The organism is Streptococcus pneumoniae, assembly GCA_040719455.1.
Lineage (GTDB): Bacteria > Bacillota > Bacilli > Lactobacillales > Streptococcaceae > Streptococcus > Streptococcus pneumoniae_G.
Genome location: JBFDTN010000001.1, coordinates 889,846 through 914,980 on the forward strand (window position 1 = coordinate 889,846; position 25,135 = coordinate 914,980).

The window sequence follows — 25,135 nt, forward strand, 5'->3', positions numbered from 1 at the left end:
ACAATCTCACGATTCGGATATTTCTTGAGGATAGACGGTCATGCTTTTGTGAAAATTTTATATTAAATTTATTATAACATATTTTTTAAAGATGGATGAAAAATATTCAACATTTTAATAAAAAATAAGAGAGGATATAATCCTCTCTCATCTTATTTCCGTCGTTTTTGGATGTCTTCAGTATCTTCTACTGCAAACGCTACTACAAACAGTGGTTCGTTTATCTGAATTCCCCGAAATAGTAGTCATATGTCAGTCGCATTTTTACTGCAAAGACACGATTCTTGTAAAAGTAAGATTGTGAATCAAGAGATTGGTCTTTTATATACTCAATCTATCTAAGACTAATCTTCTTTTTTACGACGTTTTGTCACTCCAAGAAGTCCAAGACCTGCTGAAAGTGCTCCAAGAAGTGTCAATGCTGAAGAGCTTTCACCTGTCTTCGGTAAAGTTTCCATCTTCTTCTCTGCTACTTGAGCTGGTACTTCTTTTGAAACTGGTGCTTGTGGAATTACTGGTGCAGCTGGTTTAGCAGGCTCAGCTGGTACATCCACTCCTGGTTCTTGTGGTTTTGGTGCCACAAAGACTGGTACTTCTACCTCTACCAACTCTCCATTTGGCAATTCAACTGTTACTGTGACGCTTGGTTGTTTACCTGGGATTTCAGTTGTTGGAATCTTACCAACTTTACTAATCTTAGCTCCGTCTGGCAATTTCACATTTTTAGCCACATCATCTGGCGTGATTGGTGTATCTTGCTCAACGATGATTGGATCTGTTGGAATGGCTGGGGTTACTGGTTTCGGTGTGACAACTACTGTCTTCTTAACTTCAGTTGTCAAGCCACCCTTATCAGTCACTACGAAGGTCACTTCATACACACCTGGAACATTGTAATCAACTGGGTTATCCTTGATCATTACGGTAACATCCGTTCCGTCTTCCTTGTCATTTAGAATGACAGAAGCAATCAAATCTTCATCAGTGATTGGTGTGCTACCTTGTAGTACGGTTACCGTTGGTGAGGTTCCGGTTGGCGGTGTATTTGGTACAACTGGTTTTGGTGTCACAAATACTGGTACTTCTACCTCTACCAACTCTCCATTTGGCAATTCAACTGTCACTGTGACGCTTGGTTGTTTACCTGGGATTTCAGTCGTTGGAATCTTACCAACTTTACTAATCTTAGCACCATCTGGTAATTTCACATTTTTAGCCACATCATCTGGCGTGATTGGTGTATCTTGCTCAACGATGATTGGATCTGTTGGAATGGCTGGAGTTACTGGTTTCGGTGTGACAACCACTGTCTTCTTAACTTCAGTTGTCAAGCCCCCCTTGTCAGTTACTACGAAGGTCACTTCATACACACCTGGCACATCGTAATTAACTGGGTTATCCTTGATCGTTACGGTAACATCCGTTCCGTCTTCCTTGTCATTTGGAGTGACTGAAGCAATCAAGTCTTCATCGCTGATTGGCGTGCTGCCTTGTGATACGGTTACAGCTGGCGATGTACCTGTTGGAGGTGTATTTGGTACAACTGGTTTCGGTGTGACAAAGACTGGTACTTCAACATCTACCAAATCTCCATTTGGCAATTCAACTGTCACTGTGACGCTTGGTTGTTTACCTGGAATTTCAGTTGTTGGAATCTTACCAACTTTACTAATCTTAGCTCCGTCTGGCAATTTCACATTTTTAGCCACATCATCTGGCGTGATTGGTGTATCTTGCTCAACGATGATTGGATCTGTTGGAATGGCTGGAGTTACTGGTTTCGGTGTGACAACTACTGTCTTCTTAACTTCAGTTGTCAAGCCTCCCTTATCTGTCACCTCGAAGGTCACTTCATACACACCTGGCACATCGTAATTAACTGGGTTATCTTTGATCGTTACGGTAACATCTGTACCATCTTCTTTGTCATTTGGAATGACTGAAGAAATCAAGTCTTCATCAGTGATTGGCGTGCTGCCTTGTGGTACGGTTATTGTTGGTGAGGTGCCAGTTGGTGGAGTGTTTGGCGTTACAACCACTGTCTTCTTAACTTCAGTTGTCAAGCCTCCCTTGTCTGTCACCACGAAGGTTACTTCATAAGTGCCTGGAACGTTGTAATCAACTGGGTTATCTTTGATCGTTACGGTAACATCTGTACCATCTTCTTTGTCATTTGGAATGACTGAAGAAATCAAGTCTTCATCAGTGATTGGCGTGCTGCCTTGTGATACGGTTACAGCTGGCGATGTACCTGTTGGAGGTGTATTTGGTACAACTGGTTTCGGTGTGACAAAGACTGGTACTTCAACATCTACCAAATCTCCATTTGGCAATTCAACTGTCACTGTGACGCTTGGTTGTTTACCTGGAATTTCAGTTGTTGGAATCTTACCAACTTTACTAATCTTAGCTCCGTCTGGCAATTTCACATTTTTAGCCACATCATCTGGCGTGATTGGTGTATCTTGCTCAACGATGATTGGATCTGTTGGAATGGCTGGAGTTACTGGTTTCGGTGTGACAACTACTGTCTTCTTAACTTCAGTTGTCAAGCCTCCCTTATCTGTCACCTCGAAGGTCACTTCATACACACCTGGCACATCGTAATTAACTGGGTTATCTTTGATCGTTACGGTAACATCTGTACCATCTTCTTTGTCATTTGGAATGACTGAAGAAATCAAGTCTTCATCAGTGATTGGCGTGCTGCCTTGTGGTACGGTTATTGTTGGTGAGGTGCCAGTTGGTGGAGTGTTTGGCGTTACAACCACTGTCTTCTTAACTTCAGTTGTCAAGCCTCCCTTGTCTGTCACCACGAAGGTTACTTCATAAGTGCCTGGAACGTTGTAATCAACTGGGTTATCCTTGATTGTTACGGTAACATCTGTTCCGTCTTCCTTATCATTTGGTACAACTGAAGAAATCAAGTCTTCATCAGTGATTGGTGTGCTTCCTTGTGGTACGGTTACTGTTGGTGACGTACCAGTTGGTGGAGTGTTTGGTGTGACAACTACGGTCTTCTTAACTTCGGTTGTCAAACCACCCTTATCTGTCACTACGAAGGTTACTTCATAAGTGCCTGGAACGTTATAATCAACTGGGTTATCCTTGATTGTTACGGTAACATCTGTGCCGTCTTCCTTGTCATTTGGAATGACTGAAGAAATCAAGTCTTCATCAGTGATTGGCGTGCTGCCTTGTGGTACGGTTACTGTTGGTGACGTACCGGTTGGTGGGGTGTTTGGTGTTACAACCACTGTCTTCTTAACTTCGGTTGTCAAACCACCCTTATCTGTCACTACGAAGGTTACTTCATAAGTGCCTGGAACGTTGTAATCAACTGGGTTATCCTTGATTGTTACGGTAACATCTGTGCCATCTTCCTTGTCATTTGGAATAACTGAAGAAATCAAGTCTTCATCAGTAATTGGCGTGCTACCTTGTGGTACGGTTACGGTTGGTGAAGTGCCAGTTGGTGGAGTGTTTGGCGTGACAACCACTGTCTTCTTGACTTCGGTTGTCAAACCACCCTTATCTGTCACCACGAAGGTTACTTCATAAGTGCCTGGAACGTTATAATCAACTGGGTTATCCTTGATTGTTACGGTAACATCTGTTCCGTCTTCCTTGTCATTTGGAATGACTGAAGAAATCAAGTCTTCATCAGTGATTGACGTGCTGCCTTGTGGTACGGTTACTGTTGGTGACGTACCGGTTGGTGGGGTGTTTGGTGTTACACCTGGTGTGTAAGTTGATTTAGCTGGTGTGCCATTCTTATCTTTAGCGATAACTGTTACACCTGTTCCAGTTCCTGTAAAGTCTTTTTCTGGAGTGAAGGTTACCTTACCTGTTGGATCAACAGTGTAGGTTCCTTCACCTGGAATCGTTACACTTGTGACTTCGTCACCTGTCTTAGGATCAATCAACTTAGCTGGATTAGAAGCGTCTGGAACAAGTGGAGTTCCATCACCATTCTTGAAGGTTGGAGTTCCTTCTTGCTCTTCACCTTGTTTTCCTGTTGAAGTCACATTTTCACCTGTTGGGGTTACTGGAGTGACAGTCGGGGTGTACTTAGCGGTGACTGGCGTACCGTTCTTATCTGTACGTTTCACTTCAACCCCTGAACCTTTACCTAAGAAGCTTGGGTCTGGCGTAAAGGTTACGTTTCCATCTTCATCAACTGTGTAGGTTCCTTCACTTGGAATTGTTACACTTGTGACTTCGTCACCTGTCTTAGGATCAATCAACTTAGCTGGCTCGTCGCTCAATGGTACAAGCTCATCGCCTTCCTTGAAGACTGGAGTTCCTGTTTGTTCTTCGCCTTGCTTACCTGTTGAAGTTGCATCTTCGCCTGTTGGGGTTACACCTTCTACTGTTGGAGTGTATTTAGCTGTGACTGGAGTACCATTTGAATCTGTACGCTTCACTTCAACACCTGAACCTTCGCCTGTGAAGCTTGGGTCTGGAGTGAAGGTTACGTTTCCATCTTCATCAACTGTGTAGGTTCCTTCGCCTGGAATGGTGACGCTTGTAACTTCGTCACCTGTCTTAGGATCAATCAACTTAGCTGGCTCGTCACTCAATGGTACAAGCTCGTCACCTTCCTTGAAGACTGGAGTGCCTGTTTGTGTTTGACCTTGCTTACCTGTTGAAGTGGCGTCTTCGCCTGTTGGTGTTACACCTTCTACAGTTGGGTTGTACTTAGCGGTGACTGGGGTTCCGTTCTTATCTGTACGTTTCACAGTGACACCTGTTCCATCGCCTGTGAAGCTTGGATCTGGAGTGAAGGTTACCTTACCTGTTGGATCAACTGTGTAGGTTCCTTCGCCTGGAATGGTGACGCTTGTAACTTCGTCACCTGTCTTAGGATCAATCAACTTAGCTGGCTCGTCACTCAATGGTACAAGCTCATCGCCTTCCTTGAAGACCGGAGTGCCAGTCTGTTCTTGACCTTGCTTACCTGTTGAAGTGGCATCTTCGCCTGTTGGTGTTACGCCTTCTACTGTTGGGGTGTATTTAGCGGTCACTGGAGTACCATTTGAATCTGTACGTTTCACAGTGACACCTGTTCCATCACCTGTGAAACTTGGGTCTGGAGTGAAGGTCACATTTCCATCTTCATCAACTATGTAGGTTCCTTCGCCTGGAATGGTGACGCTTGTAACTTCGTCACCTGTCTTAGGATCAATCAACTTAGCTGGCTCGTCACTCAATGGTACAAGCTCGTCACCTTCCTTGAAGACTGGAGTGCCTGTTTGTGTTTGACCTTGCTTACCTGTTGAAGTGGCGTCTTCGCCTGTTGGTGTTACACCTTCTACAGTTGGGCTGTACTTAGCGGTGACTGGCGTACCGTTTGAATCGGTCGCTTGAACTGTAACAGGATCTGGCGTTCCTACAAAGTCTTTATTTGGTTGGAATGTTACCTCACCTGTTGCTGGATCAAGTGTATATGTACCAACTTGTTTTCCATCTTTCATAGCTGGAATCGTAGTTGCATCCGTTGGTTTACCAGTCTCTGGATCGATTAACTTAGCTGGATTTTCAGCTGAGATAGTAACTGGTACTGCTGGATCTCCACCTTCAAAGGTCGGTGTACCAGTCTGTTCTTGACCTTGTTTACCTGTTGAAGTTGTATCTTCACCTGTTGGTTTCACTTCGGTTACTGTTGGACTGTACTTAGCGGTTGCTGGCGTACCGTTCGCATCTGTTGCTTGGACAGTTACCGGATCTGGTGTTCCTACAAAGTCTTTATTTGGTTTAAAGGTTACTTCTCCTGTTGCTGAATCAATTGTATAGGTACCAACTTGTTTTCCATCTTTCATGGCTGGAATCGTAGTCGCATCCGTTGGTTTACCAGTCTCTGGATCAATCAACTTGGCTGGATTATCAGCTGAAATTGTAACAGGAACTGAATCATCACCTGGTTTGAAAGTTGGAGTACCAGTTTGTTCTTGTCCTTGAACACCAACTGATGAAGTATTTTCTCCTGTTGGTTTTACTGGAGTTACTGTTGGGGTATAAGTCGTAGTAACTGCTGTGCCATTTGCATCTGCTGCTTGGATAGTCACTGCTGGTGCTTCACCTACAAAGTCTTTTTCTGGCGTGAAGACCACGACACCATCTACAATTTCATAAGTTCCGACTTTCTTGCCGTCTTTCATGACTTCAACAGTAGAAGCTGGTTTTCCATCTGCATCTAGAAGCGTCACTGTTGCTGGATCTACCTTAACAACCTTATCACCGTCTTTGAAGTTGATTGTTTTTGCACTATCATCCTCACCAAAGGTAATTGGAGAACTTTGTTTAGCACCTTGAAGTCCTGTTGTTGCAGAAGGTTCTGCAGTTGGCTTCACTTCGGTTACGGTTGGGGTGTAAGTTGCGGTTGCTGGTGTACCATTCACGTCTTTCGCTTGAACTGTAATCGCATCTGGAGTACCTACAAAGTCTGGGTTTGGTGTGAAGGTGACCTTACCAGTGGCTGGATCAAGCGTATATGTACCAACTTGTTTTCCATCTTTCAGAGCTGGAAGTTCGGTTGCATCTGTTTCTTTTCCAGTGGTCGGATCGATAAACTTAGCTGGATTGTCAGATGAGATTGTAACTGGTACTGCTACATCGCCACCTTCAAAGCTTGGAGTGCCTTCTTGTGTTTGTCCTTGAACACCTGTTGAGGTTGTATCCTTACCTGTTGGAATTACTTCGGTTACGGTTGGGGTGTAAGTTGCGGTTGCTGGTGTACCATTCGCGTCTTTCGCTTGAACTGTAATCGCATCTGGAGTACCTACGAAGTCTGGGTTTGGTGTAAAGGTAACCTTACCAGTCGCTGGATCAAGCGTATATGTACCAACTTGTTTTCCATCTTTCAGAGCTGGAAGTTCGGTTGCATCTGTTTCTTTTCCAGTGGTCGGATCGATAAACTTAGCTGGATTGTCAGATGAGATTGTAACTGGTACTGCTACATCACCACCTTCAAAGCTTGGAGTGCCTTCTTGTGTTTGTCCTTGAACACCTGTTGAGGTTGTATCCTTACCTGTTGGAGTTACTTCGGTTACGGTTGGGGTGTAAGTTGTTTCAACTTTTGTACCATTCTTATCTGTCGCTTGTAATTTAGCTGGTTGAGGTGTTCCGACAAATGTTGCATCTGGAGTGAAGATAATAGCTCCATCCTTAAGTTCATAGCTACCGATAACATTCCCTTTTTCATCCAAAGCATCTGTCTTGGTAACTGCTTGACCATTCGCATCAAGTAATTTCACACTTGCTGGATCAATTGGAGCTGTGGATGCTCCTTCTTTGAAGTTGACAGAATTTGGTTGGCTGTCATCTCCAAAGACAATCGGAGACGTTTGAGTAGCTCCTTGAATTCCTGATGTTTTAGAAGGATCTGCTGTTGGCGTAATTGGATCTACAGTTGGCGTGTAAGTCGTTTCTGCTTCATCACCACTTGCATCTGAAATACGAACACGAACTGGATTTTTAACGGTTCCAGTGAAACTTCCTATCGGTTGGAAGGTAATAATACCATCCTCTCCTAACGTGTAGGTTCCTTCACCATCCACTGTCACAGTCTTGGTTGGATTGCCTGAAGCATCAAGAAGAGTAAGGCTTGTCATATCAAGCTTTTCTTTGTCCGTTTCAGTAGTGGTTGGATTTCCTTGAGCATCTGTTGTGTACTCTTTAAACATCGCTTTTGCATCTGTTGTTTGAGCAATACCTTGAGGGCCTTTGGTTTCTGCTGGAGTTCCTTTTGGCTTGTTATTGATAACAGTTGGTGTGTAAGTCGCTGTTGCTTCATCACCACTTGTATCTGCGATACGAACAGTGACAGAAGTCGCTGTACCTTCATATCCTTTGTTCGGAGTGAAAGTAATGACACCATCTGCCAATGTATACATTCCTTCTGCTACTGTTACAGTTGTTGCAGGAGCTCCTGAAGCATCTAATAAGGTAAGGCTGTCTTTGTTAAGTGCTTCTTTGTCCGTTACCGTCTCTGTTGGATTTCCTTGGTCATCTACTGTGTATTCTTTGAACATTTCAAGAGCGTTTTGTGTTTGTGGAACATCTACATAGTCTGAGGTCTCTTTGTTTTCACCTTTTGGTTTGTTATTGATAACAGTTGGGGTGTAAGTCGCTGTTGCTTCATCACCACTTGTATCTGCGATACGAACAGTGACAGAAGTCGCTGTACCTTCATATCCTTTGTTCGGAGTGAAGGTAATCACACCATCTGACAATGTATAAGTTCCTTCTACTACTGTCACAGTTGTTGCAGGAGAGCCAGAGGCATCTATCAAGGTAAGGCTGTCTTTATTAAGCGCTTCTTTGTCCGTTACCGTCTCTGTTGGATTTCCTTGGTCATCTACTGTGTACTCTTTGAACATTTCAAGAGCGTTTTGTGTTTGTGGAACATCTACATAGTCTGAGGTCTCTTTGTTTTCACCTTTTGGTTTGTTATTGATAACAGTTGGAATATATACCGCATCCATGCTTGGTGTTGTATATGTATGACTTCCATCATTGATATTTGGCAGTTCAATCTCAGAAGCGTTTACATCTGCTGCCGTCCAAGCTGTCGTTGCTTTATTTTTATCTGTGACGCGAAGAGCTACCCCTTTCGCTGTTCCTGTAAAGCTTACTTCTGGTGTGAAGGTAATAGTCTTACCTGTTACGACATAAGTTCCTTGACCAGGCTCTGTCCATGTATCTACAAGATTACCACTTGGATCTACAATTTTCACCTCGGCAGTGTCTTCAATGATATTATCTTGATCAAAATCATACTCTTGACGACCATAAGCTGTAAACTCAATACGACCATTATCCGATGTATCTACAACAGGATTTGTACCACCCACACGGAACTCGATGTTCATCGTTTGTTTTTCACCAACATAGCCTTTTGATGTTTCCTTATCCCCACGTGGTGGATGAGTCACTTGAACTTCAAAATCTTCAACTTCCCCTGTATAGGCAATTCCTGTTGGCTTTTCAATATCGAACTGATTCAAAGCAATACGTGTACGAATAGCAACTTTTCGAACAGACGGATCAACCATCTGTGGAACGTTATTCCATGTAAGATCATAGTCTCCTTGAGCATTGACCGTCAAAAGCTCTGAGCGTTCGCTATCGTCAAACTTACCATCATTATTAAAGTCTGCCCACGCATAAACAAAAGCTTCTGCATTGGCATTTGGACTTGCTTTGATTTTAAGCGTATAAGTGCTTTCATCTGCTTTATGAAGTTTATAGGTTTCTTCTCCACTAGCCGTCACATGAACTTCTGCATCGCCTACTAATTGACGCGCTCCTTCATCTGCTTCATTAAAGAGATCGTCTGTTTTAAATCTCTCTTTTGGAGCATCTTCAGCTGCAATATCCAAATCTGCTTTTCTACTTCCAAGATACGGTTGGCTTACCTTATCTGAGATGATATGAGACGCCGCTCCATAAGACTCTGGCGCATCTCCCTCGTCAAAAGCGATTACCCCAAGCATTAGGGACTGCTGACCTGATGTCATAATATAGACTTCTGCATTTTTGGCATTACGGGAGATTACAATTGGAAGCGAGCGATTATTTTGACTGGTAGCTACTGGTCCAAAGACATTCGTTCCAATACCATCTCCGGTTCTAAAGTCCCCAATTGTCCCAGTCCTATCTTTACGACCTTCTAAGGTGATCCGTGAAGCTTCTGGATTGACATTGGCTAAGTATTCCAAACGAACATCTACTGGATTTGCACCTGTAGCTGCTTTATCCTTCAAAAAATACAAGCTAGAATCAAAAGTAAGTGGATAGTAAGAACCTTTTGTATTAGCATTGGAGAGTTCTCCCAAGAGTTCAAATGGTTCACCGTCTGCCACATACATCTCTATCTCACCACCACCGGCTTCTTCACCAGTTGTCATAAAGATAGCCGATGGCACTTCTCGACCCAGGTAAGTCGCTTTTACGCTGAATTGAACCCCAACATCAGCACCATTTACATTAGTACCAACGGTTGGCTTAGCTCCTGCATTAATTCCTACTTTAGCAGCCGCTGAGTAGAATCCTTGAGGAAGAACCAATACCTCTTTAGGTGCGTTCTTATCCCCAAGCGTGTTATTAATCGCATTTGGATCATAGGTAGATTCAGCATCCGTTCCTTCTACACGCTGACGATAAGTTTCAGAAGCTCTAAAAGGCTTTAATCCTGTTACTTCCACACGAACGACGTAACCAGGGAAGATTTCTTTTTCAAAGTATGACCCTACTTGAAGAGCTTGTTGGTTTCCAACTGTCTTTAAATTGTGAGCTGCTGTTGGATCACCCCAGTCCAACCATGTCAACTGTTTAATCAGATTCGCATGGTCTTTCTTGGCTTCTTCTTTGAAGACCTGAGAATTTTGTGCCTGAGATGTCGTATAGTTGTACTCGCCTTCGGTCTTTTCTGTCGGAAGCGATCTAAATCCAGTGTAAGCTTCTGTATCGTTGTTTCCAGCTGCTGCTTGGTCATCACGGACAACATTGATATTAACAAGATTCTTACGTCCACCACGCTCCACCACAACCGCTGCTTGAACTTCTGCTTGATTTTCTGCCAACTTATAGCCTTGAAGAGCAGGCTGTACTTTCAAATCTGTTTTTGCATCAACAGAAATATGAAACTCAACTGCTTCTTCCTGTGGAAGAGTTGTTTTCTCTGAAACTGAGTGATTTGAGGCATAAACAACGTCACCTGACTCTTGGTTTGTATAAGTCACCTTGTAAGTAGTTGCTGCCACACGCTCTGAAACGACCGCTATTTCAGCTAGTTTTGCAACTTCTTCTTTTGAAGATACTACTTTTTCAGCTAGCTTTGCTTCTACTGGTTTTGTAGATTTTACTTTTAATGTTTCCTCAACTTTTACTTCTTCAGCTACTGGTTTTGTTTCATCAGTCTTTGATACTTCCTCTACTGACTTTGCTTCCTCAGCCTTTGGTGCTTCCTCTACTGGCTTTGCTTCCTCAGCCTTTGGTGCTTCCTCTACTGACTTTGCTTCATCAGCCTTTGGTACTTCCTCTACTGACTTTGCTTCATCAGTTGAAGTTTGCTCAGTAACTACGGTTTCTGTTGAGTCACCTACTGTTGAGATAGTGGCATCACCATTTGACACCACTTCAATCGCCGGTTTAGCCTCAACAACTTCGGCATTCTCCAAAGCTTGAATCTGAGGAGTTACTAATAAGAATGAACCTAAAAATACAGAGCCTACACCAATCTTAAACTTCCGAATTGAAAAACGGTCTTTTTTCTGATACGACATCGTTTCTCCTCCTTTTAGTAATATAAATATGAATCAGTTTTTATATTTAATACTACTTAGTGATACAATTATTTTAGAAAAAGTCATAACCAGAAAAAGTGTCTATTTTTATTTTTTGCTCTGCTTGAATAGATCTTAAAATCTAATATCACTAATTGTCTATAATATAAAATACCTATCAATAATACAATATCATATTGATGCTTAAATTCCGAATATTTTTGACTTGTTTATAGACACTTTTGATATTTTGAACAATTTCTGAGGTTTCTAGGATATTTTTATAAAATTTCCTAGCATAAATTACTTTTTAGACAGCAAAAAATCTCTAAATCAAACTTTAGAGATTTTTCATCACTTATAAATCAATACCTTTTCTCACAAAATAGATACCACAATTAGTTCTAGCTAGTGCAGATTTGAATTTCCCATCCAGTTCAATCTGCTAACTTAAAGCCAACGGCTCGCTTGCTACTTTTTATCAATATTTACTCGTGGTGCTAGTTAATTTCAAACTACAATAAAAAACTCAAAAAGACTATACTGTAAGTGCCGAAACAAACAGGAGGAAGTCCAAATGAGCCACTTACAGTATACCGCTAAATCTCATCACTTACAATGGAATTTGAAGCAATTATCAAAAATTTGTCATCAACTGTATAGGGATTATTGTCCTAAATCTTTCAAACATCGTCATAATGTCAGTCTATCTAAGGTTTCAGATCAATCTCTATTAGTCTTACTTCTCTTGCAAGCTGAACTAGGGATTAAGTCACAACGTCATTTCTACCGTCTCTGTTACTTATTTCCTTGTGGTCATCTTCTTGAACGAAGCCGTTTTAATAGACGAGCAAGACAGTTGATTTGGTTAGTTCAAGTCATTAGACAAGCAATGAATACTAAAATCTCACCTGGTTCCATTGTTATTATAGATAGCTTTCCCTTGCCACTTTGCCAACCTACCCGTAACTATAGAACACGTATTTTTAACGACTTAGCAGATATTGGCTACAATGCTTCCAAACATCTGTGGTTCTATGGATTCAAAGTACACATGCTGGTAACTTTATCAGGCTATATTCTGAATTATGTTGTGACACCTGCATCAGTCCATGATATTAGGGCAGTTGATGACTTACTAGAAAATTGCCGACAACCTTATATTTTGGCAGATTTAGGCTATCTTAGTAAGGAACTTAAAGATCATTTGACCCAAAAAGGCTATCATCTATGGACTCCCTTACGCCAAAATATGGCAGGAGCTAAACAACATAATCATTGGAAATTGATGGCTATGAGACGAACCATTGAGACTCGCTTCTCAGAGCTTTGCGGTCTTTTTGATATAGAACACACACTGACTAGAAGTTTAGCAGGTCTGCAGTTAAGGCTGGAGCAAATTATACTGGCTTACAATCTGAGATACTTCGAGATTAACTAGCACCACGAGTAATATTTATATGTATTTACCACCAATCCATTTTCATAAAAGACAGAACTTCACTGGATGCCATCTGTCAAGAGTACTACTACTGGACTTACCTCTAGATTACTGTAAAATCAATCTGATATTTCCTCTTTTTCTTGCTAAGTCTTTGAAACCATTCATCTCGCAAGACACCATATGTCATACTATCATAGTAAATACCTTCAAAAAAGCGAACTTTACAAATCCGACCTTCCTGCTTGAAGCCCACTTTCTCAGCCAAGCGCATCATGTCGTGATTGCCACTCCAAGTCGTAAGACCAATGTGCTCTAACTCTGGAAAGTCTACAAAGGTCTTTGAAACCCAAAGGGGCAAGGCATAGGTACCATACCCCTGTCCCCAATCTGTCTCATCGTAGAGTGCTAAGCCAATCTCTAGCCACCTTGTTTCCCTACTTTCCCAATAACGAGACACCGTTCCAATCAGTCGATTTCCTGCAAAAATCCCAGCTCGATTGGGGCTGCAAGAAACGCTCATACATGCCACTTGCACGAAAGTCTTGGAAAGTAGGAAAAGATTGATAGTCTCTAAACATTTAGGATGCTGACCAAGTCAGCTTTAGCCACAACTTTCGATAGTTCGCTGGACTATCGAAACGTCATACTCTTTCCATCTAGGTTTCTCCTTAGAATAACCAATTTCCTATAATGCCTCTAAATACTTTTCTTCTAAAAGAACGAATGTGAATCTTCATATCTAATCCAAAGCCTTGATTTCCAAAATCATGTCGCGGAGTTGGGCTGCGAGTTCGAAGTCTAGGAGTCCTGCTGCTTCCTGCATCTGACCTTCTAGCTTCTTAATCATGTCTTTACGCTCTTGCTTATTGAGACTTTCAATGTCGACCGTTTCTTCCTTATCAGGAAGGACTGCCTTGGTCACGCTAATCAAATCGCGGATTTCTTTCTTGATAGTCTGCGGAACAATGCCGTGTTTTTCATTGTAGTCCATTTGAATTTGACGACGGCGGGCGGTCTCATCCATGGCACGCTGCATGGATTCCGTAATCTTGTCCGCATACATAAGGACATGGCCTTCGCTATTGCGGGCTGCACGTCCAATGGTCTGAATCAGACCGCGCTCGTTGCGCAAAAATCCTTCCTTGTCTGCATCCAAAATCGCAACCAGACTCACCTCTGGCACGTCAATCCCCTCCCGCAGGAGGTTGATTCCGATGAGGACATCGAAAACGCCCAAGCGGAGATCGCGAATAATCTCTGTCCGCTCCAAAGTCTTGATATCACTATGCATGTACTTGACCTTGACGCCCATTTCTTTGAGATAGTCGGTCAAGTCTTCTGCCATTTTCTTGGTCAGGGTTGTGATAAAGGTCCGCTCACCTTTTTCCACACGCGCGTTAATCTCACCTAGCAAGTCGTCCATTTGTCCCATGGTTGGACGAACTTCAACTTCAGGATCTAGGAGCCCTGTCGGCCGAATAATTTGCTCGACAATAGTATCAGTCTGCTCATTTTCATAATCACCTGGTGTCGCAGACACATAGACAATCTGATGCACATGACTTTCAAATTCCTCACGGCGCAGCGGACGGTTATCAAGCGCACTAGGCAGGCGAAAACCATAATTAACCAGCATCTCCTTACGCGAACGGTCACCGTTATACATCCCCTTGATTTGCCCCATAGTCATGTGGCTTTCGTCAATCATAATCAGAAAATCATCTGGGAAAAAATCAAGCAGGGTATAAGGCGGCTCACCTTCGCTACGCCCGTCCATATGGCGAGAGTAATTTTCGACCCCGTTGGTGTAGCCCATTTCCCGTAGCATCTCAATATCATACTCTGTCCGCTGTTTGAGACGTTGGGCTTCAAGGAGCTTGCCTTCTTTTTCAAAGAGTTCTAGCTGATCCGCAAGTTCTGCTTGAATCTTGCTAATGGCTGTTTCCATATAATCATCACTGGTCACAAAGTGCGTAGCAGGGAAAATTGCCAAGTGATCCACTTCTCCCAAGACCTGCCCTGTCAGAGCCTCAATCTCACGAATCCGATCAATCTCATCACCGAAAAATTCCACTCGAAAGGCATGCTCGTCTCGGCTAGCTGGGAAAATCTCGACCACATCGCCACGGACACGGAAACGTCCACGCTGAAAGTCAATATCATTGCGCTCAAACTGAATATCGACCAAATCATTGAGCAGCTTATCTCGTGAGATTTCAAGCCCTGGACGCAGGCTCACCACGCTATCCGCATATTCCTTGGGCGAACCCAGACCGTAGATACAAGAGACAGACGCCACCACAATCACATCGTTACGCTCTAAAAGCGCTGAGGTTGCCGAGTGGCGAAGTTTATCGATCTCATCATTGACCGAGCTGTCCTTTTCGATATAAGTATCACTAGACGGCACATAGGCTTCTGGCTGGTAGTAATCATAGTAGGAAACGAAATACTCGACGGCATTTTCGGGGAAAAATTCCTTGAACTCGCCGTAGAGCTGTCCTGCCAAGGTCTTGTTATGGGCGATAACAAGGGTCGGCTTATTCACCCGAGAAATGACCTGACTCATGGTATAGGTCTTCCCTGTCCCTGTTGCTCCTAGTAAAATCTGAGCTTTTTCGCCCCCCTCAATATTATCAACCAAGGTCTCAATCGCCTCTGGTTGATCACCTGAAGGCTGGTATTTGGACACTAATTTAAACTTATTATTTGTTATTCTATCAATCATAGGTTACCTCTTTCTTCTATTTTATCATAAGTTTTTAGTCAGGTCATTTTTCATCTCTAAATCACTTCATGTCATGTTATCTTACATGAGAAATATTAAAATTTGCCAAAAACAGTTTTTTTTGCTATAATCGTAAACATATCTTATAGAAGGAGACAACCATGAAGAAAAAAATACTAGCATTATTGCTGTTTTTATTTCCAATCTTGGCTGTGAGCAGTATAAATGCTGACACGATCAAAATCGTTTCAGACACTGCCTATGCCCCATTTGAATTTAAAGATTCAGACCAAACTTACAAAGGAATCGACGTTGATATTATCAACAAAGTAGCCGAGCTTAAAGGCTGGGATATTGATATGACTTTCCCAGGCTTTGATGCCGCAGTAAATGCTGTCCAAGCAGGACAGGCTGATGCCATCATGGCAGGAATGACCAAGACAAAAGAACGTGAAAAAGTCTTTACCATGTCAGATACCTACTATGATACCAAGGTCGTCATCGCAACCACCAAGGCAAATACCATAAGCACCTATGAACAACTCCGTGGCAAGACTGTCGGAGTCAAAAACGGTACAGCTGCACAGCGCTTCCTTGAAAAAATCAAGGACCAATATGGCTTTACCATCAAAACCTTTGATACAGGTGATTTGATGTACAACAGCCTCTCAGCTGGTGCGATTGATGCTGTTATGGATGATAAGCCAGTTATCGAATACGCTATCAATAAAGGTCAAGACCTCAAAATCGATATGGACGGTGAAGCAGTCGGTAGCTTTGCCTTTGGGGTGAAAAAAGGAAGCAAATACGAATACCTCATCACTGAGTTCAACGAAGCTTTATCCCAAATGAAAAAAGACGGTAGCCTAGAGCAAATCATCAGCAAGTGGACTTCATCAAGTGAAAGTGCAACAACCACTACTCCAGAAACCACTACACCAGCTGGACAAAAGGCTACACCTGTCAAAGCCAAATATACCATCGTCAGCGATTCGTCATTTGCACCTTTCGTTTTCCAAAATGACAACAATCAATACACTGGTATTGATATGGACTTGATTAAGGCGATTGCCAAAGACCAAGGTTTCTCAATCGACATTAGCAATCCTGGTTTTGACGCTGCCTTAAATGCGATTCAATCAGGTCAAGCAGACGGTATGATTGCAGGTATGTCTGTAACCGACGCCCGCAAAGAAACCTTTGATTTCTCAGAGCCTTACTACACGTCTAATGCCATCCTTGCAGTAAAAGAAAATAGCAAGATTAGCAGCTACGAAGAGTTAAAAGGAAAGACTGTTGGCGTTAAAAACGGTACAGCTTCTCAAACCTTCCTTACAGAAAACCAAGACAAATACGGTTATAAAATCAAGACTTTTGCAGAAGCTTCAGCTATGTACGATAGCCTCAATGCTGGATCTGTCGTAGCGGTTATGGACGACGAACCTGTTGTCAAATACTCTATCAGCCAAGGTCAAAAATTAAAAACCCCTATCGCTGGGACTCCTATCGGAGATATGGCATTTGCTGTGAAAAAAGGCAGCAATCCTGAACTGATCGAAATGTTCAACAACGGACTTGCCAACCTAAAAGCAAGCGGTGAGTATCAAGCAATTCTTAATAAATACCTCGCTAAAGAATCTTCATCTGAAGCAGAAGCAGTCGATGAAACAACTATTCTAGGACTGCTTAAAAACAATTATAAACAGCTCTTGAGCGGACTTGGTGTCACACTTGCTCTTGCCCTTGTATCCTTTGCTATTGCCATTGTCATCGGGATTATCTTTGGAATGTTCAGCGTAAGTCCTATCAAAGGTCTTCGCATTCTTTCTGAAATCTTTGTCGATGTCATCCGTGGGATTCCACTCATGATTCTTGCAGCCTTTATCTTCTGGGGGATTCCAAACCTCATCGAATCAATGACTGGCCAACAAAGCCCAATCAATGACTTTGTTGCAGGAACTATCGCCCTTTCTCTAAACGCAGGAGCGTACATCGCGGAAATCGTCCGTGGGGGGATTCAAGCCGTACCATCTGGACAAATGGAAGCCAGCCGCAGCCTTGGAATTTCTTACAGCAAGACTATGAGAAAGATTATTCTTCCACAAGCGACTAAGATTATGTTGCCAAACTTTGTCAACCAATTTGTCATTGCACTGAAAGATACAACCATCGTATCGGCTATCGGTCTTGTGGAACTCTTCCAAACAGGGAAGATCATCATCGCACGAAACTACCAAAGTTTCAAAATGTATGCGATTCTTGCAGTCTTCTACCTCATCATTATCACGCTCTTGACTAGACTAGCAAAACGCTTAGAAAAGAGGATTAAATAATGGCAAAACTAAAAATTGATGTCAATGACTTGCACAAATACTACGGGGAAAACGAAGTCTTAAAAGGCATTACCACTAAATTCTACGAAGGCGATGTGGTTTGTATCATCGGACCTTCTGGTTCTGGAAAATCCACCTTCCTACGCAGTCTCAATCTCCTTGAAGATGTGACTAGCGGTCATATCACCGTCAATGGTTATGATTTGACAGAAAAGTCAACCAATGTCGATGTGGTCCGTGAAGATATCGGAATGGTCTTTCAACACTTCAACCTCTTCCCACACATGACGGTTTTAGAAAATATCACATTTGCCCCAGTTGAGCACAAGCGTTACAGCCAAGCTGAGGCTGATAAGATCGGTATGGACTTACTGGAGAAGGTAGGGCTTGCAGACAAGGCAGATGCAATGCCAGATAGCCTTTCTGGAGGTCAGAAACAACGTGTAGCCATTGCAAGAGGGCTTGCAATGAATCCAGACATTATGCTCTTTGATGAACCTACATCAGCCCTTGACCCTGAAATGGTCGGCGATGTATTAAACGTTATGAAAGAGCTAGCTGAGCAAGGCATGACCATGATTATCGTCACACATGAAATGGGATTTGCCCGTCAAGTGGCGAACCGCGTGATTTTCACCGCAGACGGTGAATTCCTTGAGGACGGTACACCTGACCAAATCTTTGACAATCCGCAACATCCGCGTCTCAAAGATTTCTTAGACAAAGTCTTAAATGTCTAGTGGATTGACACTAGATTATCACTAAAAAATCCGTTTGGAACAAATTTCCAAACGGATTTTTATAGTTGTTTAGTTTTGATTTAGTACGAGGCAACGAGTCGCAGGCATAACTAGAGTTAGGCAAGATGAGTTAACGACGTAATAAATTAAAACTAAATGACTATACTATTCACATTCAAATAGAGACTATTTACTCCCTTCATCGTACAAAATAGTCTTGGTTTCAGCGATACAGTGGCGGTCCTCATCCCAATAATGAATCCGCTCAAACGATCCTTTTCGCCAATAAAGTGGAAGGCGCTCTCGAATATCATCCTGCATGTCTAGGCTATCTAGTTCCTTGATAGACCACCATTTGGGTTGCCCTTCTCGTGATTCACTGAGTAATTCCCCTTCAAAGTCCTCGCAGAGAAAATCATAATAGACATAGCGCTCTGGCTTTTTTGGATTGGTAAAGCCAGAAATGCCCTTGAGTTGCAAATTGAGAGCTGTCAAGCCTGTCTCTTCCTTTAATTCTCGCTTAGCAGCCTCAAAGAATGACTCTGGAAATTCAATCTTTCCACCTGGCTGAATCCAGCCCTTAAGATCATCATGCTGGCGATTGAGTAACAGAACTTGATCGCCTTTTTTTACACAAATATTGACATAATTTACAATGTTTTCTGCCATCCTAGCCTCTTTTCTGAACATAACTGCTCACAGGATAGTCACAGCTATCTAGCCATCCTTTTTCCCCCTGCACCATTTGGGCTAATTCATAGCCAATTAAAGGCCCTGTTGTCAAACCTGAGGAGCCTAAACCACTCGCCACATACAATGCTTTTTCATGGGGAACTGAGCCGTAAAAAGGCGAAAAATCGCTCGTATAGGCACGAATACCCACGCGCTCACGAATCTTACTAGCTTGTGCTAATACTGGATAATAGATCATCGCTTCTGCTTCCAAAGCTTCTAAAACAGCTTGCTCTGGTGTGAGGTCAAATCCACGGTCATTCTCATGGCTAGCTCCAACACTCATCTTGCCACCAAGAAAAGGAATGATATCTAGCTCCCCCTCTGGCATGACGACAGGATAATCATTTGTCTCCATCTCTAACTGATAATCTCGTAACTGCCCTTTTTGCGGTCTGACATCGACCTCATAGCTCAAAGGAGACAAAAGCTGACCCAACCAAGCCCCTGCTGTCACAAGCACACAGTCAAACAGCTGTCCGTCCACCTCATAGCCATCTGGAGTACGCTGTAAGCATACCTTTTTCTTTATCTTTGTCACTCCACTTGCAGCAAGAAGAGTTGAGGTCAGCTGGCTCCCTTCCACACGTGCACCACCGCTCGCATATAAAAGCTTCTCAAACCCTTGTAGACTTGGAAAGACAGCGTTCACTTCTTCTCTATTGATGATTTTCAGCTCTCCGATTAAAGGAGATTCTGTTCGTCTGCTCTTCCCCAATTCATAGAGTTCTTCTAGTTTCTCTTCATTTTTCTTGAGAAGATAGACACCTGATTGTTGGTAAAAATCTGTTGAAAAACCATCAGCTTTTAAATCTTCTACCAATGTCTGATAAAAATCTGCTCCCAAACGAGCCATTTTGTACCAGGCTTTATTGCGGCGCTTAGAAAACCACGGGCTGATAATTCCTGCTGCTGCCTTGGTTGCCTGCCCCACTCCCTCATCAAACACTGTCATCTCATAGTCTGTTACTTTTGAAAGATAATAGGCAGCGGTTGAGCCGACAATGCCCGCTCCGATAATTGCAATTTTCTTCATCCTGACTCCTAAAGATGGGAGAATGGATTGGTACTAGCTTGACTAGCCAAAATGTCCACGTCCCACTTCTCCTCTTTTTTCCATTCTTCAAACAAAGCTGCTAAACGACTGACAAAGAGCACCTCAATATAATGACCCGGATCAAGCGCCAAGAGCCCTTCTGATAGCATATCTTGCGCCGTATGGTAGTAAATATCTCCTGTGATATAGACATCTGCTTGCTTTTTCACAGCATCGCGGAAAAAAGAATCCCCACTACCACCACAAATGGCCACTCTCTCAATCATCTTCTCTTCATCATTCCCGTAGGAAATCATGCGCAAACTATCAAGTCCAAAGACTTCCTTAACTTTCTGAGCAAATCTTCCAAAAGACTGAGGAGAAATCCGTCCAACCCGCCCAATGCCTTCATTGGGAGCTATCTCACGCAAGACATCTTCCACCTCAACCTCCAGCAATTCGCAGAACCAATCATTCAAACCACCTTTGACCACATCAATATTGGTATGACTGACATAAACAGCAATATCGTGCTTGATTAAATCCATATAGATTTGATTTTGAGGACTGTCCGCACAGAGATGTTTAATCGGTCGAAAAATCGGAGCATGTTTGACAATCAACAAATCCACTTGTTTTTCAATCGCTTCCTGAACGGTCTGCTCTCGTACATCTAAAGCCAACATGACTTTTTTAATATCCTTGTTAAGAGTTCCAATCTGAAGCCCTACACTATCGCCCTCCATTGATAATTCCTGAGGGCAAAAAGCCTCATAGCGTTTGATAACATCACTTGCTAACATCTAAAATCTCCTTGATTTCTTGAATCTTATGAGCCAGTTGACTCCGCTCTGTTTCATGCTTTTCAGGAATACGAGACAGGGCTAGACTGAGCTTTTCCTGCTCCTGCTGCCATTTTTGCTGAAAAATAGCTGATTTTCCCTTTAGCAAATAAGGACCAAAGCTCAATTCTTGGCTCGAGAGCGTTTGTTCTCCTTTTTCAGCCACTAAAATTTCATAGATTTTCCCAGCTTCTTCTAAAATGTCTTCTGCCACAATTACCCAGCCATGTGTATTTAGCCAGCTACGAAGTCGTTTTTCATGGTTATTGGGCTGTAAAATCAAGCGATTCAGGCCCGATAGCTTTTCTTCATCAGCAGCGAGAATTTCTGAAATCAAGCGTCCTCCCATTCCTGCAACTACCAAGGTATCCATCTCATCATCCTTATCAAAAGCCTCTAAGCCATTAGCCAAACGAACCTCAATCTTTTCTGTCATCAAGTGATCCGCCACATTTTGGCAAGCCGACTGGTAAGGACCTGCCACCACTTCACCTGCCACTGCTTTTTCTAGCGCTCCTTTTTGCATGAGATAAATCGGAAGATACGCATGATCACTCCCCACATCTACTAATCTTGCTCCAGGAGGAACAAAGCTTGCCACAGCTGCCAATCGTTTTGAAATCTGTTTTTTTTGCATATCACTTCTCATTTCTAGTCTAATCCTCTCTAGTATAGCATGTTTAGAGACAGAAAAAAAGAGGAGAAGGTCTCCCTTTCCTCTTCGGATGGATTATTTAGCTGCTGCGTACAGTTCATCTACCTTATTCCAGTTAATCACTGAGAAAAATGCCTTGATATAATCTGGACGTACATTGCGGTATTTGACATAGTAAGCATGTTCCCACACATCCAAGCCCAAGATTGGTGTTTTACCTTCTGAGATTGGTGTGTCTTGATTAGCTGTTGAGGTTACTTCTAGCTTGCCTTCTTTGTTCACCACAAGCCAAGCCCAACCAGAACCAAAACGAGTCGTTGCTGCTTGTGTGAAAGCTGCTTGGAATTCTTCAAAAGAGCCAAATGTTGCTGCAATATCTGCCGCAAGCTCAGCAGATGGTTCAGTTGTTGCAGGTGTCATAAGCTCCCAGAAAAGAGCATGGTTCAAATGACCACCACCATTATTGATAACCGCTTGGCGGATATCTGCTGGGATAGACTCCACATCTGCCAAGAGTTTTTCTAGGTCCTCACCGATTTCAGGGTGTTTTTCAAGAGCAGCATTGACATTTGCTACATAGGTCGCATGGTGTTTGTCATGGTGCAAATGCATGGTTTCCGCATCAATATAAGGCTCCAAAGCATCATAAGCATAAGGAAGGTCTGGTAAAATAATCGCCATTGGTATTCTCCTTTTCGATTTCTTCTATAAAAATGATAACGCAATCACCTCAAATGTTCAAGAGATTTGTTTAGAAATTCTCTTGAGCAATCTTTAAAAGCGCAAGGTCAAAAAGATAATCCTTGTCATAAACTCCAGATTTAATCTGATAATCTGTCTCAATCAAGCATGAAATAGCATTTTGTAAAAAGGACAAGCTGAGCCTCCGACTATCTCGCAACGCATATTTAACCTGATAAGGATTGACTTTTCGACCGAGATACTGAGACAAGTCTGAGGCTATCTGCACCTCACTCCTTGCTTCTTTTGACAATAGCTTAACTTGAAGGAAAGTCCGAAATTGTCCTAACATAATGGCAATCAGCTTGATTTCATCCTCACCTTGCAGTCGCAAATCTTGCACCAAGCTCCTTGCTAGATCAATCTTTCGACTTAAAATCAGCTGAGTCAGATCAAAGATATTGTCCTGAAGCGTCTTTGGAATAGCTTCGACAATATCCTCCGACGAGATTGTACCCGTCTCTTTATAGCTCTCTAAAAAGGCTAGATTTTTGCTCATTTCACTGAATTGAAAACTGGATTTAAGCAGCAATTCCTCAAAAACCTGTGGAGCAAATTGGAGTCCTTTTTCATGAGCCAGCTGGCTAAAATAATTCCGAATCTCTTCTTCTTTAGGCTCATTTGCCTCTATGAGCTTACCATCTCGCTTGAGTAATTTGACCAAGCGCCGTTTGCTGTCTAGTTTTCCTTCTGAAAAGATAATCAAGCGAGTCGTCGGAACTGGCTCCTCCAAGTAAGCCTCAAAAGCCTTTAAATCCTCATCAGACAGATAGCGCTTTTTAGCAGTGGTCAAATCAAGAAAGTGATCCAAAATCACCAACTTTTCATCCTCAAAAAAGGGCAGGCTAATCAAATCATTTTCCACATCAGAGTACTGCGCCTCTTTCATATCAAAATAAGAGATATTCAAGTCTGCGCGATCATAGCCTATCTTATCCAGAAACACACGCTTTAGCTCTTCAAACTGACCCACATCATCACCTGTCAATACCGTTAAACTAGGCAAATTTGCCCTTGTTAGGGTTTGAATGGTCTCAATTGCTAACATGGTTATCTTCCTACTTACTGATCAATTCAGTTCCAAAGGCATCTTGCTTGATTTTCTTTGCTTTCATCAAACCTCCCAAGGCTTTTTTGAATTGACCTTTTGAAATGCCAAAAACTGCCTTGATGTCTGCTGGATCTGACTTGTCATTTAAGGTCATAAAACCACCATTGCTTTCCAGATAGGTCAAAATCATCTGAGCATCGTTTTCCAACATTTCAAAGGAACGTGGTTTGATAGACAGATTTAACGTGCGATCAATGTCTCTAAAACCAATCACACGCGCATCCAAGACCTGCCCAAGGCGTGGTTCTGCATAGCGTTCACTGGGATGAATAAAGCCAAGCATATTATTTTCAGGCAAGTAGACAAACGTACCAGATAGCTTCAAGCGATAGACAATAGCTGGCCAATTTTGATTGTGCATATTGTCATAGGCAGGCTTAGCTAGGCGCTGAAAATCCATCTGATCAGCCAAAATTCCCCAAATGCGGTCCTTGCTGTCCACTTCATATCGAATGTAGAGTTTGTCTCCTTTTTTAGGCCACAATTCTTTTAGCTCTGGTAAAATATCCAAAGACACCACCACTTGCTTATCCGGAAGCCCAGTATCCACAAACACTCCTAAATCCTTGCGGACATCTGTCACTTCTCCCCAGCCAAACGTTGTTTGCGTCGTTGCTACCTCACGCGTTGTCAAGCGTAATTTTTGCTTATAATCCGTATAAGCAAAGCCTTTGACACTTTCTCCAATCGCATGCTCACCTTCTGCCTTATCAAGAGCATAGGTCGCTCCATCCTTTTGGACAAAGTAAAACTGAGCATTTTCATCAATAATCATCCCTGTAATAAAGGTTGCTAGATTTGTATTCATCATTTTCTTTCTATTTTGAGTATTGTTTATACAAAAGACGGTAAAACTGTTTTAGCCAATCTTTCATAAACAAAAGGCAGGGAAACCTCCCTGCCCCATAACATTACACTTCCAACAACTCTTTTTCTTTGGTTGCTGTCATTTCATCGATATGTTTCACGGCATCATCCGTTACTTTTTGGATGTCTTTTTCAAGACCTTTCAATTCATCTTCTGTAATTTCTTTGGCTTTTTCTTGCTTTTTCGCTTCATCCATAGCATCACGGCGGATATTACGGATAGCAATTTTTGCATTTTCGCCCACTTTTTTCACTTCTTTGGCTAATTCTTTCCGTGTTTCCTCTGTCAAGGCTGGAATCACCAAGCGAATGACAGAACCATCACTAGCTGGCGTAATTCCCAAGTCAGAAGCGTTAATCGCACGTTCAATGTCTTTCACGGATGACTTATCAAATGGAGTCACCAAAAGCACACGCGCTTCTGGAATCGTGATAGAAGCGATTTGATTCAAAGGCGTATCCACCCCGTAGTATTCTACACTGATACGATCCAACAAACTCGCATTAGCACGACCTGCACGAATCCCTCCAAACTCACGCGCCAAACTCTGATGAGAATGCGACATTCTCTCTTTTGCTTTTTCTACAATTGTATTTGCCATTTTTTCTTCTCCTTAT

At 42.5% G+C, this 25,135-nt stretch carries 14 protein-coding genes; 3 read left to right on the plus strand and 11 right to left on the minus strand.

Translation table 11 applies throughout. The annotated features are described in order from the left end of the window. Positions 1–344: 344 nt before the first annotated feature. Positions 345–11,288 carry a GEVED domain-containing protein gene (locus AB1I63_04275; protein MEW4354101.1) on the minus strand — a complete coding sequence of 3,648 codons (10,944 nt, stop codon included), beginning with the start codon at positions 11,286–11,288 and terminating at the stop codon, positions 345–347. 577 nt (positions 11,289–11,865) lie between these two features. Between AB1I63_04275 and AB1I63_04280 the strand changes: the two genes are divergently transcribed. Further along, a complete protein-coding gene (locus tag AB1I63_04280; GenBank protein ID MEW4354102.1) occupies positions 11,866–12,729 on the plus strand; it encodes an IS982 family transposase in 864 nt (287 codons plus the stop codon). A gap of 103 nt (positions 12,730–12,832) precedes the next feature. Here the strand turns inward: AB1I63_04280 and AB1I63_04285 are convergent, their stop codons facing one another. Continuing rightward, entirely contained in the window at positions 12,833–13,252 is a 420-nt protein-coding gene (locus tag AB1I63_04285) for a GNAT family protein (protein ID MEW4354103.1), read from the minus strand. Between the two features lie 219 nt (positions 13,253–13,471). Continuing rightward, positions 13,472–15,460: an excinuclease ABC subunit UvrB gene (uvrB, locus tag AB1I63_04290; protein ID MEW4354104.1), complete on the minus strand. Its 1,989-nt coding sequence runs from the start codon at positions 15,458–15,460 to the stop codon at positions 13,472–13,474. Positions 15,461–15,621: 161 nt separating this feature from the next. Between uvrB and AB1I63_04295 the strand changes: the two genes are divergently transcribed. Both AB1I63_04295 and AB1I63_04300 read left to right on the plus strand, forming a co-directional pair. Further along, positions 15,622–17,793 (plus strand): ABC transporter substrate-binding protein/permease, encoded by a 2,172-nt coding sequence (locus AB1I63_04295; protein MEW4354105.1) that lies wholly within the window; start codon positions 15,622–15,624, stop codon positions 17,791–17,793. Then, complete coding sequence (locus tag AB1I63_04300) at positions 17,793–18,533, plus strand: amino acid ABC transporter ATP-binding protein (GenBank protein MEW4354106.1); 741 nt, start codon at positions 17,793–17,795, stop codon at positions 18,531–18,533. The genes AB1I63_04295 and AB1I63_04300 overlap by 1 nt, the downstream gene beginning before the upstream one ends. 186 nt (positions 18,534–18,719) lie before the next feature. Here the strand turns inward: AB1I63_04300 and AB1I63_04305 are convergent, their stop codons facing one another. The 8 genes from AB1I63_04305 to frr all read right to left on the minus strand — a co-directional run bounded on the left by AB1I63_04305 (position 18,720) and on the right by frr (position 25,119). Then, positions 18,720–19,202 (minus strand): 8-oxo-dGTP diphosphatase, encoded by a 483-nt coding sequence (locus tag AB1I63_04305; protein MEW4354107.1) that lies wholly within the window; start codon positions 19,200–19,202, stop codon positions 18,720–18,722. A 1-nt stretch (position 19,203) separates the two neighbouring features. Further along, on the minus strand, positions 19,204–20,301 hold the full coding sequence (locus tag AB1I63_04310; protein MEW4354108.1) for an FAD-dependent oxidoreductase: 1,098 nt from the start codon (positions 20,299–20,301) through the stop codon (positions 19,204–19,206). 8 nt (positions 20,302–20,309) lie between these two features. Beyond that, the gene (locus tag AB1I63_04315; protein MEW4354109.1) at positions 20,310–21,104 is read right to left on the minus strand and encodes a Nif3-like dinuclear metal center hexameric protein; all 795 of its coding nucleotides are present in this window, start codon (positions 21,102–21,104) and stop codon (positions 20,310–20,312) included. After that, entirely contained in the window at positions 21,091–21,780 is a 690-nt protein-coding gene (locus AB1I63_04320) for a tRNA (adenine(22)-N(1))-methyltransferase TrmK (GenBank protein ID MEW4354110.1), read from the minus strand. Before AB1I63_04320 ends, AB1I63_04315 begins: the two co-directional genes overlap by 14 nt. Positions 21,781–21,873: 93 nt before the next feature. Further along, positions 21,874–22,479, minus strand: a complete 606-nt coding sequence (sodA, locus tag AB1I63_04325) for a superoxide dismutase SodA (protein ID MEW4354111.1) — start codon at positions 22,477–22,479, stop codon at positions 21,874–21,876. 70 nt (positions 22,480–22,549) lie between these two features. Then, a complete protein-coding gene (gene holA, locus AB1I63_04330) occupies positions 22,550–23,587 on the minus strand; it encodes a DNA polymerase III subunit delta (GenBank protein ID MEW4354112.1) in 1,038 nt (345 codons plus the stop codon). 10 nt (positions 23,588–23,597) lie between these two features. Continuing rightward, positions 23,598–24,458, minus strand: a complete 861-nt coding sequence (gene cvfB / locus AB1I63_04335; GenBank protein ID MEW4354113.1) for an RNA-binding virulence regulatory protein CvfB — start codon at positions 24,456–24,458, stop codon at positions 23,598–23,600. A 103-nt stretch (positions 24,459–24,561) separates the two neighbouring features. Continuing rightward, on the minus strand, positions 24,562–25,119 hold the full coding sequence (frr, locus tag AB1I63_04340; GenBank protein MEW4354114.1) for a ribosome recycling factor: 558 nt from the start codon (positions 25,117–25,119) through the stop codon (positions 24,562–24,564). Between the last annotated feature and the right edge of the window lie 16 nt (positions 25,120–25,135).

What these genes read in the sequence shown, in the direction of transcription:
- AB1I63_04275 (MEW4354101.1), bottom strand. Translation starts at nt 11,288, where the DNA reads ATGTCGTATCAGAAAAAAGACCGTTTTTCAATTCGGAAGTTTAAGATT.
- AB1I63_04280 (MEW4354102.1), top strand. Translation starts at nt 11,866, where the DNA reads ATGAGCCACTTACAGTATACCGCTAAATCTCATCACTTACAATGGAAT.
- AB1I63_04285 (MEW4354103.1), bottom strand. Translation starts at nt 13,252, where the DNA reads ATGAGCGTTTCTTGCAGCCCCAATCGAGCTGGGATTTTTGCAGGAAAT.
- uvrB (MEW4354104.1), bottom strand. Translation starts at nt 15,460, where the DNA reads ATGATTGATAGAATAACAAATAATAAGTTTAAATTAGTGTCCAAATAC.
- AB1I63_04295 (MEW4354105.1), top strand. Translation starts at nt 15,622, where the DNA reads ATGAAGAAAAAAATACTAGCATTATTGCTGTTTTTATTTCCAATCTTG.
- AB1I63_04300 (MEW4354106.1), top strand. Translation starts at nt 17,793, where the DNA reads ATGGCAAAACTAAAAATTGATGTCAATGACTTGCACAAATACTACGGG.
- AB1I63_04305 (MEW4354107.1), bottom strand. Translation starts at nt 19,202, where the DNA reads ATGGCAGAAAACATTGTAAATTATGTCAATATTTGTGTAAAAAAAGGC.
- AB1I63_04310 (MEW4354108.1), bottom strand. Translation starts at nt 20,301, where the DNA reads ATGAAGAAAATTGCAATTATCGGAGCGGGCATTGTCGGCTCAACCGCT.
- AB1I63_04315 (MEW4354109.1), bottom strand. Translation starts at nt 21,104, where the DNA reads ATGTTAGCAAGTGATGTTATCAAACGCTATGAGGCTTTTTGCCCTCAG.
- AB1I63_04320 (MEW4354110.1), bottom strand. Translation starts at nt 21,780, where the DNA reads ATGCAAAAAAAACAGATTTCAAAACGATTGGCAGCTGTGGCAAGCTTT.
- sodA (MEW4354111.1), bottom strand. Translation starts at nt 22,479, where the DNA reads ATGGCGATTATTTTACCAGACCTTCCTTATGCTTATGATGCTTTGGAG.
- holA (MEW4354112.1), bottom strand. Translation starts at nt 23,587, where the DNA reads ATGTTAGCAATTGAGACCATTCAAACCCTAACAAGGGCAAATTTGCCT.
- cvfB (MEW4354113.1), bottom strand. Translation starts at nt 24,458, where the DNA reads ATGAATACAAATCTAGCAACCTTTATTACAGGGATGATTATTGATGAA.
- frr (MEW4354114.1), bottom strand. Translation starts at nt 25,119, where the DNA reads ATGGCAAATACAATTGTAGAAAAAGCAAAAGAGAGAATGTCGCATTCT.